Source organism: Chitinophagales bacterium (assembly GCA_019694975.1).
Taxonomy (GTDB): domain Bacteria; phylum Bacteroidota; class Bacteroidia; order Chitinophagales; family UBA10324; genus JACCZZ01.
In genome coordinates, this window is record JAIBAY010000002.1 from 687,684 (window position 1) to 705,233 (window position 17,550).

13 protein-coding genes are annotated in these 17,550 nt (G+C 46.1%); 3 read left to right on the forward strand and 10 right to left on the reverse strand.

All coding sequences use genetic code 11. The features are described 5' to 3' along the window. Nucleotides 1-82: 82 nt before the first annotated feature. The 8 genes from K1X61_05965 to K1X61_06000 all read right to left on the reverse strand — a co-directional run bounded on the left by K1X61_05965 (nt 83) and on the right by K1X61_06000 (nt 9,022). Entirely contained in the window at nt 83-874 is a 792-nt protein-coding gene (locus K1X61_05965) for a tetratricopeptide repeat protein (GenBank protein ID MBX7108177.1), read from the reverse strand. Then, nucleotides 858-2,681 (reverse strand): BatD family protein, encoded by a 1,824-nt coding sequence (locus tag K1X61_05970; GenBank protein MBX7108178.1) that lies wholly within the window; start codon nt 2,679-2,681, stop codon nt 858-860. Before K1X61_05970 ends, K1X61_05965 begins: the two co-directional genes overlap by 17 nt. Nucleotides 2,682-2,821: 140 nt before the next feature. Next, a complete protein-coding gene (locus tag K1X61_05975; GenBank protein MBX7108179.1) occupies nt 2,822-3,658 on the reverse strand; it encodes a tetratricopeptide repeat protein in 837 nt (278 codons plus the stop codon). A 57-nt stretch (nt 3,659-3,715) separates the two neighbouring features. Beyond that, complete coding sequence (locus K1X61_05980; GenBank protein MBX7108180.1) at nt 3,716-4,717, reverse strand: VWA domain-containing protein; 1,002 nt, start codon at nt 4,715-4,717, stop codon at nt 3,716-3,718. Beyond that, on the reverse strand, nt 4,718-5,731 hold the full coding sequence (locus tag K1X61_05985) for a VWA domain-containing protein (GenBank protein ID MBX7108181.1): 1,014 nt from the start codon (nt 5,729-5,731) through the stop codon (nt 4,718-4,720). Then, nucleotides 5,724-6,716 (reverse strand): hypothetical protein, encoded by a 993-nt coding sequence (locus K1X61_05990; GenBank protein MBX7108182.1) that lies wholly within the window; start codon nt 6,714-6,716, stop codon nt 5,724-5,726. Before K1X61_05990 ends, K1X61_05985 begins: the two co-directional genes overlap by 8 nt. Nucleotides 6,717-6,736: 20 nt before the next feature. Further along, the gene (locus tag K1X61_05995; GenBank protein ID MBX7108183.1) at nt 6,737-7,819 is read right to left on the reverse strand and encodes a DUF58 domain-containing protein; all 1,083 of its coding nucleotides are present in this window, start codon (nt 7,817-7,819) and stop codon (nt 6,737-6,739) included. A gap of 192 nt (nt 7,820-8,011) precedes the next feature. After that, the gene (locus K1X61_06000) at nt 8,012-9,022 is read right to left on the reverse strand and encodes an AAA family ATPase (GenBank protein MBX7108184.1); all 1,011 of its coding nucleotides are present in this window, start codon (nt 9,020-9,022) and stop codon (nt 8,012-8,014) included. Between the two features lie 283 nt (nt 9,023-9,305). On the opposite strand from K1X61_06000, the gene K1X61_06005 reads away from it, so the two are divergent. Both K1X61_06005 and K1X61_06010 read left to right on the forward strand, forming a co-directional pair. Beyond that, nucleotides 9,306-9,698 (forward strand): hypothetical protein, encoded by a 393-nt coding sequence (locus K1X61_06005; GenBank protein MBX7108185.1) that lies wholly within the window; start codon nt 9,306-9,308, stop codon nt 9,696-9,698. Next, nucleotides 9,691-10,470, forward strand: a complete 780-nt coding sequence (locus K1X61_06010) for a hypothetical protein (protein ID MBX7108186.1) — start codon at nt 9,691-9,693, stop codon at nt 10,468-10,470. Before K1X61_06005 ends, K1X61_06010 begins: the two co-directional genes overlap by 8 nt. Here the strand turns inward: K1X61_06010 and K1X61_06015 are convergent. Beyond that, on the reverse strand, nt 10,454-11,425 hold the full coding sequence (locus K1X61_06015) for an ion transporter (GenBank protein ID MBX7108187.1): 972 nt from the start codon (nt 11,423-11,425) through the stop codon (nt 10,454-10,456). The two genes, K1X61_06010 and K1X61_06015, sit on opposite strands and share 17 nt — an antisense overlap. A gap of 360 nt (nt 11,426-11,785) precedes the next feature. Here K1X61_06015 and K1X61_06020 point away from each other — a divergent pair, with 360 nt between their 5' ends. Further along, a complete protein-coding gene (locus K1X61_06020; protein MBX7108188.1) occupies nt 11,786-14,668 on the forward strand; it encodes a hypothetical protein in 2,883 nt (960 codons plus the stop codon). 66 nt (nt 14,669-14,734) lie between these two features. On the opposite strand, the gene fdhF is transcribed toward K1X61_06020, so the two are convergent. Then, a complete protein-coding gene (gene fdhF / locus K1X61_06025) occupies nt 14,735-17,548 on the reverse strand; it encodes a formate dehydrogenase subunit alpha (protein ID MBX7108189.1) in 2,814 nt (937 codons plus the stop codon). Nucleotides 17,549-17,550 lie beyond the last annotated feature (2 nt).

Below are 17,550 nucleotides of genomic sequence, written 5' to 3' on the forward strand. Positions count from 1 at the left end.
CCCGCCTTATTGCTTCCAGAATAGTTGCATCAGGGAGATTGCATCCTGCTGACACTGCCTGCCAATACATGTATGTCGGTTGTCAGATTCTTTCAAAAATATCTTTACCAATCCATCCTACCTTCCCATCATCCAAACGGATTTTGTTCCACTCCCCTACATTGTCAAGCAGCTGAACCGTTGTTCCTTCATGTATCATAAACAGGTTACCGGCTCCGGCATCCGGGGCGCTTTTCACAAAAGCGCTGCGAACCATCACCACCGCTACATTGGACTGTGCATATTGCTGATGCTGCTGTATGGCAAGCGCAAGGAAAGCAAGGGAACAAAACATCAACAGCAGCGCCAGCATGCTGATTAGCCTCCTTCTTGCTAAAAAAAGATAAATGGCCACAGCAATAAGGCTTGCCCAGAGCGATATCAACGCATAAATGCCCCATCCTTCATAGCTGGCAGATTTTACGAAATTATTCCACCATCTGAAGAGCGCAGGCTGCGGAACAGGCTGAACGGCATCAACCGATTTCAGCTTAGCAAGCTTCAGGTTGTACTGTATATCTTCATCGGATGGTGCCAGTTTCAGTGCGCGTTCATAGTTAAGAATACATTTGCTCACACTGTCCATCCTGTAATAGCAATTGCCGAGGTTGAAGTACACTGCTGCAGCATGGTAATGCTGTGCAAGTAATTTCTCATAATCATCAGCAGCCTCACGGAACCGGCTGGCCTTATACGATGTATTGGCCCTGTTAAAAATTTCTGACGGCGATTGCGCCAGCGCTGTTTCAGCACGGGAACAGAGCAGCGCCATAAGCACTGCTACACTGCTTATCCACAGATGCAAACTACGATGACTGCTAATTCCTGATTTCATCTTCAAGATCTGCTATTAGATTTAAAGCGCTTGCATAATCTGTTTTCATCTCCAGGTCTCCCGTCGAAGGTGCATATAGCGATATCTCGCAGGCACTAAGCAATTCCTGCAACCGGTTGATAGTTGCCGGTATCACCTGTTTTTCCATTAACCTTGACTCTACCATTTCTTTAGAAAGATCTGCGGGATCAATGTTGAGCTTATCACCCAGGTAGCCCCAAATGGCGCGTGACACTTCATCATAAAATTTCTTTTTCTCCTTTTGCGCTAAACCTTTTTCCGCAACAAGGAGCCGTTTTCTCGCCACCGTCATTGCTTTTCTTCTTTTACTTCCGGTAATATCAGCGGCCAGGCTTTCATTTCTTCTGCGTACTGCCAGCAGGCCGAAGAAAGCGAGGAAAGGCAGTGTATACAATGCAATAAAACCTGTTGAGCCAAAAAATACAGCAGTGCTTTGGCCAAAGGGAGGCATCGTAGTCTTTATGTACCTGATATCTTCACCAAGAATGGCAACACCTCGCTTTGACACATAAGTGGAAGCATTGCCGTTTACGTTTTGGGAAGGTTCACCTGTTATCTTCAGCGGGAATGCAGGTGTATTAATGGATTCATATCTTCCGGTAGAAGGATTGAAGTAGGAGAATGAACCGCCACCAATGGTGAATTCGCCCGGCATGCGCGGTATCAGCAGATAGTCATATTGCTTCGATCCGCTGATGCCGGATTCGTTGTTCGCGATCTTCTCCTTTACCTTGGGATCGTACACTTCAAAACCATCAGGCAACTGCAGCGGCGGAGCATCAATGAGGTTAAGGTTGCCTACACCTGAAATTTTTATCGTGTATGTAACGGCATCATCGGTCCTTGATTCAGTAGCGGAAAGTGAAGTTTCATAGTTGAACTTACCGACGGCTCCTGCAAAACCGGCAGGTTTACCTTCGTCCGGCAGTTCCTTTACATTCACAGTCACCACATCCGTTCTGAGCTTCAGCGGTACTTCCTGTGTCATTCCCATATTAAAGAAGCTCTCGAACGGGTCTCTCGATTTTGACTGCACCACTACCTGTGCTGAAGTAGCTATTTCTGCTGGTGTGATTTGCAATATACCGGAGCGTTGCGGGTACAAATTATATTTAAGGATATCAAGCACATAATAGCGCTGCCCGTTATAGGTTTCCACTGTCTGCCGCCTGTTTGGATCGAGTTCCACTTCTTTGCTCCAGAAGCCTTCGAGCGAAGGGGCTTTGCTGAGGTTGAAGCCATTGAGATTTTGACGGAAATAGAGGCGGTAAGTTGCAGTCAGCAATTCACCTTTATACACCGAATTCCTGCTCATCAACACCTTTACAAACACATCATTCTTTAACTGCTTAGCCAACTCTTCGGTATTCTGTGGCGCGGATTCATTATTGCCATAACTGTTTCCAGGCTGTGACGGCTGCTGCGCCGATGGTGCAGTGACGATGATCGTGAGTTCATTTGATTCCAGCGTATTGCCACCGGCTTCCACGGTTGCTTTTCCAATCTTAAAGGTTCCCTGCCGTTTCGGGCGCAGCACATAGGTATAACTGGCAGACTGAGAAACAGCACCATTGATGATCTGCATGCTGGAAGAGGTATTGGGACCTCCGAGCAAGGTAAAATCGTTTAGAGAGGGCAACTTGAGGTTGCTGCCGTTTGCATTTTCTATGGTAAACGTAAGATTGAAATTCTGATTCTCCGGTACTGATTTAGGTGCTGAAGCAGAGAACCTCACCTGCGCAGATGAGCTGTGTTGCAACAGGATGAGGCAAGCTGTGATCAGCATTGCATTAACTGATAAAAAATGAATCCCTGATTTAATTCGCATTGTGCTTCTCCGCCAATTATTGTTGAATCAAAAAAACTAACTGATGCCACTTTGTTGCCACGAAATGAACTGGCCTTCCGGTTAAATTGATTTTTGCTTTACCAGTCCTTTTTTATTCTCACCCTCACGCCCTTCATTTGTTTCTTTTGCATTTTCTGGTTCACCTTCTGTTCTTCATTTTCAAGCGCTGCCATCAGCTGATCTGCTTCCTCTTTAGACAGGCGAGGTTGCTGTGCCTGCTGCTGACTCTGCTGCTGACCCTGCTTGTCAGATTGCTGGTTCTGCGATTCCTTTTGTTGTTTCTCTTGCTGGTCTTTGTTATCCTTATCCTGCTGGTCTTTGTTATCCTGTTTTTTCTGATCCTGATTTTTATCTCCTCCACCACCCTGGTTTTTCTGCAACATGGCATTGGCAAATGCAAGATTGTACTTTGTGTCCATATCGGCAGGATTGATTTTCAAAGCATTCTTATAGGCTGAAACTGCTTCTTCATATTTCTTTTGTTCGAGTAATGAATTGCCGAGGTTATGAAAAGCTTTTGCCTGCACCATCTGATCAGCGCTTGTTTTAGCGGAAAGCTGAAATTGCCGCTGTGCTTCTTCAAAACGCTTTTGCTGATATACAGCATCACCAAGGTTGAATGATGCTTCCGGCATGTTATTTTTTATTTCCAGCGCTTTCTTGTAGTTCACTTCGGCCTCCGCAAAATTCTGCTGCTGATATTGTGCATTGCCGGCACGGGTCGCCGATTTTTCGGGTTGTGCTGAAAAAGGAATCTGTGCCACAGCCGACGGCAGTAAAAACAGCTGCGACAGGCAACAAGCAAAAAAGGATATGCTTAGGTAAAGCACTACCCTTGCCATTTTTGCTTCTCTGCGATTGCCAAAACTTACTTTCATTGTTCTGTTATTCGTTATCATTAATCTGTACTGCATGCACAACTGATAATTTTATTGAAACGCGGGGAAGCATTCACCCTTCCAAATCATTCCTTACCACTTTAAAGAGAACCTGCTCTTTCGTTCACTTAGCCACCACTCTATCATCAGGAGTACGGCTGCAATAGACAGGCAATACTGAAAGTAATCGTCGAAATCGGTAAAAACGACTTCTTCAAAATCCTTCGTACTGATGCCTTTCAGTTCCTTCAATACAGCATCCACTTCGTCAGCCCCGCTGCCCAGCAGAAAGTATCTCCCGTTTCCTTTCTCTGCAAGTTCCTGCAGCATCGCAGCATTCAGTTTCGACAATACAATATTGCCGCTTTCATCGCGCTTAAAATCATTCCCTTCCGGTATGGGCGAGCCGTTTTCGGAACCCACGCCAATCGTAAAAATCCGGATACCTTCCTTCGTAGCTTCTGCCAGTTTATCCTCCACACCTCCTTCGTTGTCTTCACCATCGGTGATAATGATCAGTGCTTTATGATTGTTGTCTCCCTTTACAAATCCCTGCCGTGCAAGGTCAATTGCATCTGCAAAATTTGTTCCTTGTGTAGGAATCATTCCGGGATTGATGGTGCGGAGGTACATTTTGGCAGCACTGTAATCCACGGTGAGCGGCATCTGCATGTAAGCGTTTCCGGCAAATACAATCAGTCCCAGCCGGTCGTTGCTCAGCTTATTGATAAAATTGGAGATGAAATTCCTGGAACGGTCGAGCCTGCTGGGCTTCACATCTTCACTCATCATCGAATTAGAGACATCCAGTGCGATGATTACATCAATACCTTCACGCCTGATTTTTTCCTGCCGTGTACCGAGTTGCGGATTGGCGAAACCCAGTACAATAAAAACATAAGCCAAAATGAGCAGGATAAATTTTGTCACCTGGCGGCGGTTAGAAAATTCAGGAATCAGCTTTAGCACCAATGCCTTATTGCCGATTTTGGTAATAGCCCTGTTACGCCAGAAATAATAGTAAAGGAACAGCATTGCCAGCGGAATGATGGCCAGCACCAGCCAGAGGTATGCTATATGTTCAAAACGGAACATTCAGGGAACACTTTTTAAAATGAAATAGCGGCACAGCATTTCCAGCAGCAATAAGATGCCGGCCAGCAATGCGAAGGCATGAAACTTTTCAGTTTTCCGCTGAAAAGCACTCATTTCAATCTTAGTCTTTTCCAGCTTATCGATCTGTGTGTAAATTTCCTTCAGCTTCTTATTATCCGTAGCCCGAAAATACTGGCCACCTGTTTTCTTCGCAATGTCCTTTAAGAGGCTTTCATCTATCTGCACATCCTGATAATCAAAAATAAATCCGCCGTCAGGGCTCATAGCGACCGGTGTCATGGCTTTGCCATTGGTACCGATACCGATTGTATATACGCGCACTCCATATTGAATAGCGAGGTCGCAGGCAGTAAGCGGGTCGATCAATCCCTTATTATTGACACCGTCTGTCATCAGTATCACGACTTTACTTTTTGCGTCGCTTTCTTTCAGCCGCCGCGTTGCCGTGGCGAGCCCCATGCCGATAGCTGTTCCATCCTCCAGCAGCCCGTTCTTTATCTGTGATAACTGATTTTTCAGAATCGCATGATCAATGGTAGCCGGACATTGCGTAAAACTCTCACCGGAAAAAATTACGAGACCTATGCGGTCATGCTGCCTTCCATCAATAAAAGTCAGTGCTTCCTTTTTCGATGCCTCAAGGCGGTTGGGTGAAAAATCTTTAGCCAGCATCGAAGAAGATACATCAAGGGCCAGCACAATATCGATTCCTTCCGTTGTCACTTTTTGCTCATCGTAGGTAGTCTGTGGCCGTGCAAGCGCTATGAGCAACAATACCACGGCAATGACCCGCAACACAGCAAGAAGTTTCTTCAGGACGGCTTTCAACGGCATGCCATAACCGGCGAATGAAGCTGTTGAAGAAAGCTCAAATGCAGGACTATTTTTCTTCCACCGGAAATACCACCAGACAACAGCAAGTATAAGCACTGCGGGAATAAACCACAGCACCCATTGATTGGCGAATTGGATATGGGAGAGATTGTTAAACATTGGTGTTGCTTTCCCTGCTTTCGTTTACTGCTGTAAGATCAATGAACCTGTATGCCTTTTCCATCAACTTACTATTCAATTCAGGCAGCGGGACGCTCTTCGCAAATTTTACCAGGTCGCCTTCCTGCAGGATATTCAGCAAATCATCCTTGGCTTCTCCATGAATGGTGTATTGGCTGATGTCTTCCCTGATTTTCTCCGTTGTTGACTCAAGTGCTAACCATCCGTATCTGTACTCAAGGTATAGCCTGAGGATATCGGTCAGCCTGCTGTAATACTTTTTAATTTCGTCCTGCTGCCATAGCTTTTCCTCCTCGAGTTTCTTCAATTCCTTACGTGCCCAAATGTGAGGAGGATCTTTCGGACGGGCACGTTCCACGACAACAGGTTTCCGGTTTTTTCTGCGGCGATAGAAATAAAACAGGACTAATAGCAGTGCAATCAGCAACAGTCCTGCTATGATAAGCGGAATAAATTCGCTGAGACTATATGCCACACTCAATGGTTCCTTGATGGCTTTGAAAGCCTTCGCCGTATCAACCGGAATAGTTGTAACATGAATCAGCAGTGTATCTGAAAACAAGCTGTCGGCAATACCATCCTTGTTCTTGAAGAGCACCTTCTGAGGGCCGGCGCGGTACAAACCTGAGTCGTAAGCGGAAAGTATATACGCCTGGCTGTAGGTGATGAAATTTTCATCCACAGCCGTATCTGTTTTCATCAACTTCACCAGTTCCATAGTGCCCACAGTATCCTTTGCTAAAGGCATCGTAACCGTCAGGTCTTTTGAAAAACGCACCGTAAGTCTAACATGCAGGTAATCGCCAATCAGGAGATCTGATGAATCGGCCTTTAAAGCTGCGGAGATTTCCTGCGCAGATACCACAGCCGGCTGAACAAAAGCAATGATGTAAGCAATGAAACCAATACATGCCACACGCTTTCCGATGGCAATAAGATGCCTGAAATATTGTATAATCCGCAAGCTCCTGTTTATTGATTGCCTCATCTTCTCAGCTCTCTTTGCTTAAACATATTCATCAGTGCGATGACATAGCTGTCTTCCGTTTTTATGGATTCGAGCTGTGCACCGCCTTTACCGAAGATATCTTTCATCAGCCGCAGGTTTTGCCGGAAGTTCGCTGCATACTTATCGCGCAGTGATTTCTTAGAACTGTCGATCCACCATTCCTTTCTTGTTTCCGCATCTACCACCTTTATCAGTCCTATATCCGGCAACTGCACTTCGCGTTCATCATAAATGTGGAGGCCAATCAGGTCGTGTTTCCGGGCCACTATGTCCACCGTCTTTTTCAGATCATTCCCATTACCAATAGCTGCATTCATAAAATCAGATATCAGGAAGGTGATGCACTTTTTCTTTACCACATTATTCAGGTATTTGAGTGCTTCGGCAATATTGGTTCCTGATTGAAGGGGATGGAAGTCGTAAATCTCTGAGATGATGCGAAGGATATGTGTCTTTCCTTTTTTAGGCGGAATATATTTTTCCACCACACTGCTGAAAAATATCACTCCCACTTTATCATTATTATTGATTGCCGAGAAAGCAAGAATGCCGCTGATTTCCGCGATGATATGATTTTTGAATTCATTCTGTGTACCAAAAAACGCAGAGCGGCTGACGTCAATCATCAACATCAGGGTAAGTTCACGTTCTTCTTCATACACCTTCACATATGGTTTATCATGCCGGGCTGTCACATTCCAGTCAATGGTGCGCAGGTCATCGCCAAACTGATACTCGCGCACTTCACTGAATGAGATGCCTCTTCCTTTAAATGCAGAATGATAGCTCCCTGAAAATATCTGGTTAGAGAGCTTCCGCGTTTTAATCTCTATGCGACGTAGTTTCTTACGCTTGTCGGAGGTAGAGGATGATATGGATGTTCTGGCAGTCAAAGGCAGCAGTTGTGAGATGTGAAAGTGAACTTCACGGATGTTGATCAATGAGCAAACAGCAAGAGGTGCCGCTGATTGTATTCCGTGCCATGCATAAGAACGTAAAGGCTTGCCTGCTGAAGAGCCGGCTTCGCTGCGCTTCAACACTGGTTCTGACAGCACCATCCGGATTTTGTCCTTCTGATATTTTATTAAATGCTGATGCCGGAAATTGCATATTGATTGCTTTCATCTCAACAGGAAAATCCCATGTTTTCATCCATACGTTTAATACAGTATTTGCAACATATTTACTCATAGCAGATGTCGAGTTTCTTTCCGCCTTCATCAACAACCAGTCAACAACCCTGCAACGGCCTATGGTACTTCCACTGCATTTAAAATCTCACTGATTACATCCTCGGGCGTTACACTATCAGCTTCCGCCTCGTATGTCAGACCGATGCGATGACGCATCACATCATAGCAGATGGCACGCACATCTTCCGGAATCACATATCCCCGCCTTTTTATGAATGCATAAGCTTTTGCCGCCACGGCAATGTTGATACTGGCGCGTGGCGAACCGCCATAGCTGATCAGTGGTTTCAGTTTATCCAGTTTGTATTCTTCCGGTTTGCGGGTTGCAAAGACAATGTGGAGGATATAACGTTCAATCTTCTCATCCATATAAATTTCACGGACGGTCTTCCTCGCATTCACTATTTCCTCCTTGTTCACGACCGGATTGATGACCTTATCAGCCAGTTGCATGTTTTGCCGTATGATGAGTTGCTCCTCATCAATCTTCGGATAGTTGATCACGGCCTTGAGCATGAATCGATCTACCTGGGCTTCCGGCAACGGATACGTTCCTTCCTGTTCAATAGGATTCTGGGTAGCCAGCACCAGGAAAGGCTCGTCCAGTTTAAAGGTTTTATCGCCGATAGTCACCTGTCTTTCCTGCATCGCCTCGAGCAATGCTGACTGCACTTTTGCCGGAGCGCGGTTAATCTCATCGGCCAGCACAAAGTTGGCGAAGACCGGCCCCTTCTTCACGGCGAATTCACCGTCCTTCTGACTGTAAATCATCGTACCGATCAGATCGGCCGGCAGCAGGTCGGGCGTGAATTGAATTCTTGCGAACCTGGCATGAATGGCTGCCGCCAGCGATTTGATGGCCAGCGTTTTCGCGAGCCCCGGAACACCTTCGAGCAGGATATGTCCGTTTGACAGCAGGGCCAGCATGAGTCGTTCAATCATGTACTTCTGCCCTACGATTGTTTTGCCCAATTCGATACTCAGCAGTTCCACGAAGGCGCTTTCGCGGTTGATGCGCTCATTGAGCGAAGCGATATCAACGGTTGTATTTTGTCCGATCAGTTCCATAGTAAATTTTAACGGGGGTCAAAAATAAATGGTCAGTTCCTGATTTTTAAAACTTTAGCTTTTTCTTAAGATTTGCACTCAGCCATTGCAACGACCATCACGGCAGCAGGCATAAATTAACTGCCATGCAACATATGACGGTTAATAGGAAATCGCAGTGATGCCGAGCCGGTGAGTGACTGATGTCCTTCAAGCGACCTTTTGCAGGGCAAGCCATTTCCGGTAGCACATGGAAAAGTGCAACCCGTTCTTAATAACCAAAATCTTTCCGTTTCAACCGGCAATGAAAAGCAAAATTCTAAATATCAGCCTCGTATTCACTTCCCTTGCAGGTTACCTTGAATGGGGAAAAGACAATCATTTGTTTTTGATACAGGCAGAGATGGAAATAATTTCAAAACTCATTAGCGATCCGCTCGCTGTCGTACATCCGTTCATTCTGCTCCCATTCGCCGGTCAACTTATTCTTCTCATTACGCTATTTCAAAAAAAACCGGGCAAGCTGCTAACATTCGCCGGGCTTGGCTGTATCGGATTGTTACTGGCATTCATGTTTGTGATCGGACTGATCAGCCTGAACATAAAAATTCTTGCTTCCACCATTCCTTTTGTTTGTACGGGAATACTTGTAATTATGTATCACATAAAAAATAGTGACCGTGTTGTTAATGGCTAAAATCCTGCTGGCAGTTTTTATTTTCCCGGGCCTCCTGCGCAGCGGTGCTGATCAAAGCAACTGGATTACGGAAGAGAATAAAAATTATTCTTTCCATTATACGAAGGAAGATGCGGCTTATAAAGATGAGTACACAAGAATGATCGATGAAGGAATTCGTACCGTCAATTCTTTCTTCAAAATTCCGTTTCAGCAAAATTTTGATGTATTTGTTTATCCGGACAGGCCATCATTAGACAGTACCTGGCGGGCAGACTGGAGCATGCCGGACTTTCATTCCGAATGCTGGATGGTGGCCAGCGGCGTGGCGCAAAAACTTGATCTGCTTTCGCCGGCAACGTGGGATGCATCATCCTGCGAACATTCCTATCTTGACCGTATTAAAACACAACAACTGATAACGCATGAGCTGGTGCATGTCTTTCACGGCCAGTATAATATCAGTCCTGATTTCAGCCAAACAGACGGAATAGACTGGTTTGTAGAAGGGCTGGCTACTTATGCTTCGGGGCAATGCGATGCGGAAAGGCTTGCCGAAGTCAGGGGTGCAATCGACCGCGGCACGATTCCAGCCACACTTGATGAATACTGGAGCGGCAAGCTGAAGTACGGATTATCGGGTTCGATGGTGCAGTTTATAGATCAGCATTACGGCAGGGCGCAACTCATTTCACTTTTGCAATACCACAGTAAAATTCAGCTGCTGCAGGTGCTTCACACAACAGATATGGAGTTGATACAACAATGGGCAGAATTTATGAGGCAGCGCTGATTCCCGGCAAGTCCACCTTCTCATAATCATCTATCATATTCACATAGTGTATCGTAGCGCCATCAGGTGATTCGCGGAAATTAAGAATGAACCGCGCACCCCAGATGAGGTTTTCCTTCTTATATGCGATACGCGAATGAACATGGTTTGAAAACGTTTCATCAAAAGCCTTGAAGTAGACCAGGATCTCGATATCTTCTTTCTCCCAGTCTTCCATAGTTCTTCCAAATAACGGACTCTCTTCATTGATCGGATGTACGACAGTCCAGGTGAGCGGCATCATATTAATACGGTGCCTTTCCAGCTTGAGCGGATAGAACATGCGTCGCTCTTCGCCGTCAACCAGATCAATCCTGTTCATCGTCACCTGCACATCGGCATCTACCAGTTGTGAAGTACGTTTGTTGGCAATGCGAAACATGAAAGCTGTTCCTTGCTGATAATTGGAGATCAGTGCATGGCGGCTGTGAATGATACGCGCATTCGGCCTTGAAAATTTACCATACAGCAATCCGGTAGCGAGGGCAAAAATCAGCAATCCCACCATGGCTTCCAGTGAAGCCACCCAACTTGCTGCCGTACTGACTGGTGCTATCCTTCCATATCCCACCGTGGTCAATGATTGCGCACTGAAGAAAAAGCAATGCTGAAAGGCATCCCACCTGGTTGTTCCCGAATAAGCGGTCAGCTCATGCACACCAATCAGATAGTAAACGGTGGCAAAAAAACTGTTAACGGTAAGGAAAGTGATCAGCACAGTGAGGTTGAACTTCCACCAGGGCATTGTTATCAGGCCATGATAAATTTCATAGGGTTTGAACATTGGCAACCCTTCCACTTTCACATTAAATGAACCATTGGGCTTGAACGAATGCCTGTTACGCGATTGCACTTTAGCACTTAATCCGGTACTGTCATCATGCCGGATGGATTGCGGATTTTCAGGGTTATTCATGGTGCTCAATAGTATTTTAATGCTGTAAAGCTACAAATGTGAACAAGGAAGCCGACTTATGCAAGAAAGGCACGCACTAACCAACATTCAGTCTGTAATCATGATGGTTCAGGCAATTTTCATCACATCTTACTATTCATAAATATTTAATATAAGGTTGCTGCCTTATTCCGCATGCTTCATAAAAAACAAAAAGACAAAATCGAATCTGCCGGTAAAAGCGATTACATTTGTTTTGCCGGTTCACCGAAACCTTCCTTCTTAACCCCTGATTAGCCAGGCTTTTCAAGTTTGAACACCTTTTTACTTCATAAGTGCCGGGCAGTTTTTGCCCCATTAATTCAACTGCGGTTTCAGCAGTTGCGTATTTGCATCGTTTTCGGTGGTATATTGCTGAGCGGGTCATTATTTGCTCAACAGACTGATCAGGTGATGCTGATGGCATACAACCTGCTGGATTATCCGGATGCGGCCAACACCGAGGCAGACACGGCTTTGCGCAATCCAAGTTTCAGAACCATCATCGGAGCCGTTCAGCCGGATCTGCTCGTAGTTACTGAATTGAATTCGTTATCAGGTATGAACGGATTCCTGACCCATGTGATGAATGCTTCGACAACTTCTTATAGCGCCGCACCATTTATTGACGGGCCTGATTCTGATAACGGGTTGTATTACAGATCTTCTAAATTCATTTTCATCAGTCATAAAAAAATCAAGACTGATTTGCGCAACATCAGTGAATTCAAGCTGCTGCATATTAACTCCGGAGATACCATCAGGGTGTATGCCTTGCACCTGAAGGCCAGCTCCGGAACTGCCAATGAATTACAAAGGGCGATGGAGGTAGATAGCTTACGGAAGGAGACCAATGCGCTTCCGGCAGGAACAGATTTCATTGTTTGCGGCGATTTTAATTTTTATAGTGAATCAGAAAGCGGCTATCAGAAACTTTTGCAGATCACAGGCGGCAATGAAGGACATTGTGTTGATCCGATCAGCCTGTCAGGATCGTGGAACAACATCGCGTATGCAATACATCATACACAATCGACCCGTATAAGAGCATTTGGAGGCGGTTCGACAGGCGGAATGGACGACCGTTTTGACCTTGTGCTGTATTCGAAAGCCATCAGTCAAAGCGGAGGAGTAACTTTCGTTCCCAACTCACAGATCGCATTCGGCAATGATGGCAATCATTACAATGATTCGATCAACAGGATGCCCAATAATGCAGTGGCGCAGTATGTAGCTGACGCATTGCATAATGCTTCGGACCATATACCGGTCTTATCCCAATTTTCAATTCAATATGGTGCAAGCGCTCCGCCGGATGCCGGAGTTGTATCGCTTGTTACGCCCGGTGCAGCCATTTGCTCTGCAACTAATCAGACACTTCAGGTACAGGTGAAAAACTTCGCTGCAGACAGCCTGAATTTTGCGGTGCATAATCTGCAGGTGGTACTACAAGTGACAGATCCTGTTTCCGGCATACATAATTTTTCAGCAACCATCAGCAGCGGCTCGCTGCAAGGCAACACCGTCATGGTCATAACATTTGACAGCACACTTACGATGCTCAACGCTGGAAACTATGTTTTCAATGCTTATACCGTTTTGAATGGTGACGGCAATGCTGACAATAATGCCATGGCCGCCACCAGTGTAATGGTGTATTCCACACCCACGGTTTCCATAACACCACAAAGTCCTGTTTCTTTATGCAGTGGTTCTTCTGTAACGCTTACTGCCGGCAACAGTCAAAGTTATTTGTGGTCTACCGGAGCAACTACACAGTCAATTTTAGTATCAACCGCCGGAGAATACGCAGTTACCATCACCGCGACCACAGGATGTTCAGCCACCTCAGCGCCCGTAACGGTGAACATGGTGAGCCAGGGAGGCGGAACTGTATTCGCGGAAACAATGGGCAGCGTGCCGGCTACCACAGCTATCAGTTTGCATGAAGCTAACAATGGATTCGACAATGACTTATTCACTATGACAGGCAGTGCTGATGTGCGGAACACGCAGAGCTCGCTCGGCCTGTATGCAAATGCCTCCGGAGGAGCCAATGTATTTATTACCAATTCACCGGGAAGAGATTTTATGATATCAGGCATTAATACATCCAATTATATCAATCCTGCATTGTCCTTCGCCATTTTTAAAAGTACCATTGCATCCACCGCCAGTGACCTGTCAGTACAAGTCAGCAGTGATGGCATCAATTACTATAGCCTTTCCTTTCCACCTTTACCATCAGGTTCGGGCACAGCAAACTGGTATTATCGAACGGCAACCGGAACGATTCCTGCTGTTTCCAATCTCAGGATCCGGTTTCTGCAAAATGGTAACATTACACAATACAGGATTGACGACATACTGTTGTCACATGCAGGTGAGGTACCGGCCATCACGGCAAGCGGACCTCTCACAGTGTGCACCGGAGAACATGTGGTGCTTAGCATCGGTGCCGTTGCAGGTGCCGGTTATCAATGGAAAAAAGACGGCGTAGTGATTCAGGGCGCCACATCACTGCAATTCGAAGCATCCGCAACCGGTGCATATTCCTGTGATGCGATCAATGCATGTGGCACTTACAGTTCGAATGTAATCAGCGTGGTGGTGAACAACTGCCAGGCAATTTTACAGTTGAAGCTTTTTATTGAGGGTTACTATGCGGCAGATGGCCTGATGAAACCGGTACTTTTAAATCAGGGCGTTGATCAGGATCCATTTTCTGATGCTGTTGACACGATAATGGTTGAATTACATGATGCACAAAGCCCGGAGATGATTATCACTTCCGTAAAAAGCATCCTGCACACGAATGGAACTGTATACTGTACCCTATCTTCTTCCGTCATCGGCGTTTCTGCATACATCGCGATTCATCAAAGGAATGCACTGGAAACCTGGAGTTCAGTGCCTTTGCTGATGACTGATTCCAATGTATATGATTTCACAACAGGAATTACGCAGGCATTTCCTGATAACGTGAACCCAAATCCACAAATGATTTTTCTGCCCGATGCCGGCCTATGGGCATTTTACAGTGGTGATGTTAACCAGGATGGACAAATTGCGGGAGATGATTTTAACCTGGTTGAGGTGAATGTCACCGACCAGGCTTTCGGCTATTTTTCAACTGATCTGACCGGCGAAGGCGCTTCTGACGGATCTGATTTCAATCTGCTGGAAGTGAATGCCAGCTATGGATTGTTCGCTGCACATCCCTGATGTAACAGCATTGATCCTTTAATGATGATTTACAATTCTATAAGCACAGCACATTAAAAGCAGGATTTACTGCTGCTCCTTTAATCCACCGGATTTATACTTTCCTTTGCTCTTCCTGATATTGCAGGCGACCACTTTATATTCCGGGCACATGGCTTCACTGTCACTGATACTGGAAGTGATATTGTTAAGCATAATTTCAGGAAAATGAAAAGTGGAACTTAATATACCCGGCTTTACTTCATCTGTTATCCTTGCCTTGATGTCCACCTTGCCGCGTGCCGATTCCACGCAAACCATGTCACCATCAGCAATAAAATGCCGGGCGGCATCCTGTTCATTGATCAGCAGCACATCTTCGGTGAGTATTTTCGCATTACCGGTACGGCGTGTCATAGCACCGCAATTGTAATGTTCCAGTTCACGATTGGTGGTAATTATGTATGGATACGATTTACCATGATGTGCAATCTCCGCTGACTCTTTGAAATCGTTATAGATGAATTTTCCCTTCCCTCTTTTAAAGGTGTCGGTGTGCAATATCTCTGTGTCCATTCCGCCCGGAGCAACCGGCCATTGCTTGCCATCATCACCCAGTTCTTCCCAACGGACACCGGCGAAGAACGGTACCACCTGTGCAATTTCCTCCAACATGGTATCCGGCTGATAATCCGCCTGCGGGTAACCCATACGGTTCATGATGTCGGTTATGATCTGACCGTCGCACCTTGTCCCTTCGATGGGTTCGACGATTTTATTTACCCGCTGAATTCTTCTTTCCCCATTGGTAAAAGTTCCGCTCTTTTCCAGGAACGATGCGCCGGGCAATATGACCGTCGCCAGTTTGGCCGTTTCTGTCATGAACAATTCCTGCACGACGAACAGATCCAGTTTCTTCAATGCGGCCACCACATGATGCGTGTTCGGATCAGTTTGTGCCATGTCTTCGCCAATCACCCAGATAGCCTTCAGTTTCCCATTCAGCGCGGCATCATACATCTGCGGAATTTTATACCCCACATGCTGCGGCAATTTTGCGCCATAAAACTGTTCATACATCAGATGATTCTTCACATCTGTCACATCGAGATAGCCGGCACCCTGATGTGGCTGACATCCCATATCCGCCGCACCCTGCACATTGTTTTGTCCGCGCAATGGGTTCACACCAACACCTCTTCTGCCGATGTTGCCCGTTATCATGGCAAGATCAGCTATAAGCATCACCGTATAGGTACCCTGATAGTGTTCCGTAACACCCAATCCGTGAAATGACATAGCATTTTTTGCCGTTGCATAGGTAACAGCTGCATCCTTTACCAGGTTACGGTCAACGCCGGTAAGGCGTTCCATCTCATAGATGTCAAGCGCCAGGATTTGCTGCCTGAATTCGTCGAAGCCTTCTGTGCGCGCAGCTATGAAGGAGATATCTTCCAGCTTTTTACTGATGATATAATACAGCATCATATTCAGCAAAGCCACATTGGTTCCGGGCCTCAACTGCAAGTGATAGTCGGCATATTTGGTAAGCTCGGTTTTTCTCGGATCGATTACGATCAGCTTTTTGCCCTGCATCGCCTTCTGCTTCAGCTTTGCCCCGGTTACAGGGTGTGCATCCGTAGGGTTGGCGCCGATCACCATCATGCAATCAGTATATTCCAGATCGATAATGGAATTGGTGGCGGCCCCGGTACCAAACGTACGTTGCATACCCAATGCAGTGGGCGAATGGCAAACGCGTGCACAGCTGTCGATGTTGTTGGTACCGACCACGGCGCGGATAAATTTCTGCATGATATAGTTCTCTTCATTGGTGCAGCGTGCGGATGAAATACCTGCAATAGCATCAGGGCCGTATTCCGCTTTTATCCGTGTAAGTTGCTCCGCGATAAAGTCATACGCCTCCTCCCATGTTGCCTTCTCAAATTGACCATTGCGTTTAATCAATGGTGAGCGCAGTCTGTCAGGATGATTGTAAAATGAAAATGCATATCGTCCCTTAAGACAGGTGTGACCGCCATTTGCTGCCGCCTCATAAGGTGCCTGAATAGATTTTATTTTGCCTCCTTTCACTGCCACTTCAAGATTGCATCCGACACCGCAATAAGTACAAACAGTCCTTTCCTTGGTATAAAAAGCCACCGATTTTGATTCAAAAACATCGCTGATGGCAGAGGTAGGGCAAGCCTGTGCGCAGGCGCCGCAGCTCACACAATCACTTTCAAAAAAGCTGACATCGGCTCCTTTCACAATACGACTGTCGAATCCCCTTCCAGCCATGCTCAATACAAACTGACCCTGAATTTCATCACAGGCCCGCACGCAGCGAAAGCAATTGATGCACTTCGACAAATCGGAAGTCATATACGGATGGCTCAGGTCCTTGCTTCTGCCAAGATGATTCCGGCCTTCAGGATAACGCACGTCACGAACACCAACTCTGGCAGCAACGGTCTGCAGTTCACAATTATTATTTACTTCACAGGTAAGGCAATCGAGCGGATGATCCGTTAAAACCAGTTCAATGATATTCTTGCGCAGTCGCTGTATCCTTTCAGACTCAGGATAAATAAAAGAACCGGGCACCACTGGAGTATGACAGGATGCCTGTGCCTTCACCGGCCCTCCTTTAACGAGTGCCACATCTACACTGCAAACCCTGCAGGAACCAAATGGATCAAGATGCGGTGCATCACATAAAGTTGGAATGGCCTGCTTGCCAAAATGGCGACGCATAAAGGATAAGATAGTTTCCCCTTCCCTGATGTCATAAGGTTTATCATCAATGAAAGCAGCCGGTAACCTGGCAATGCCGTTGCCGTTTGCCATGGAACCATTACCGTTCAGTTCCTTTTTGATCGATAGGGTTTCTGTTTTCATCC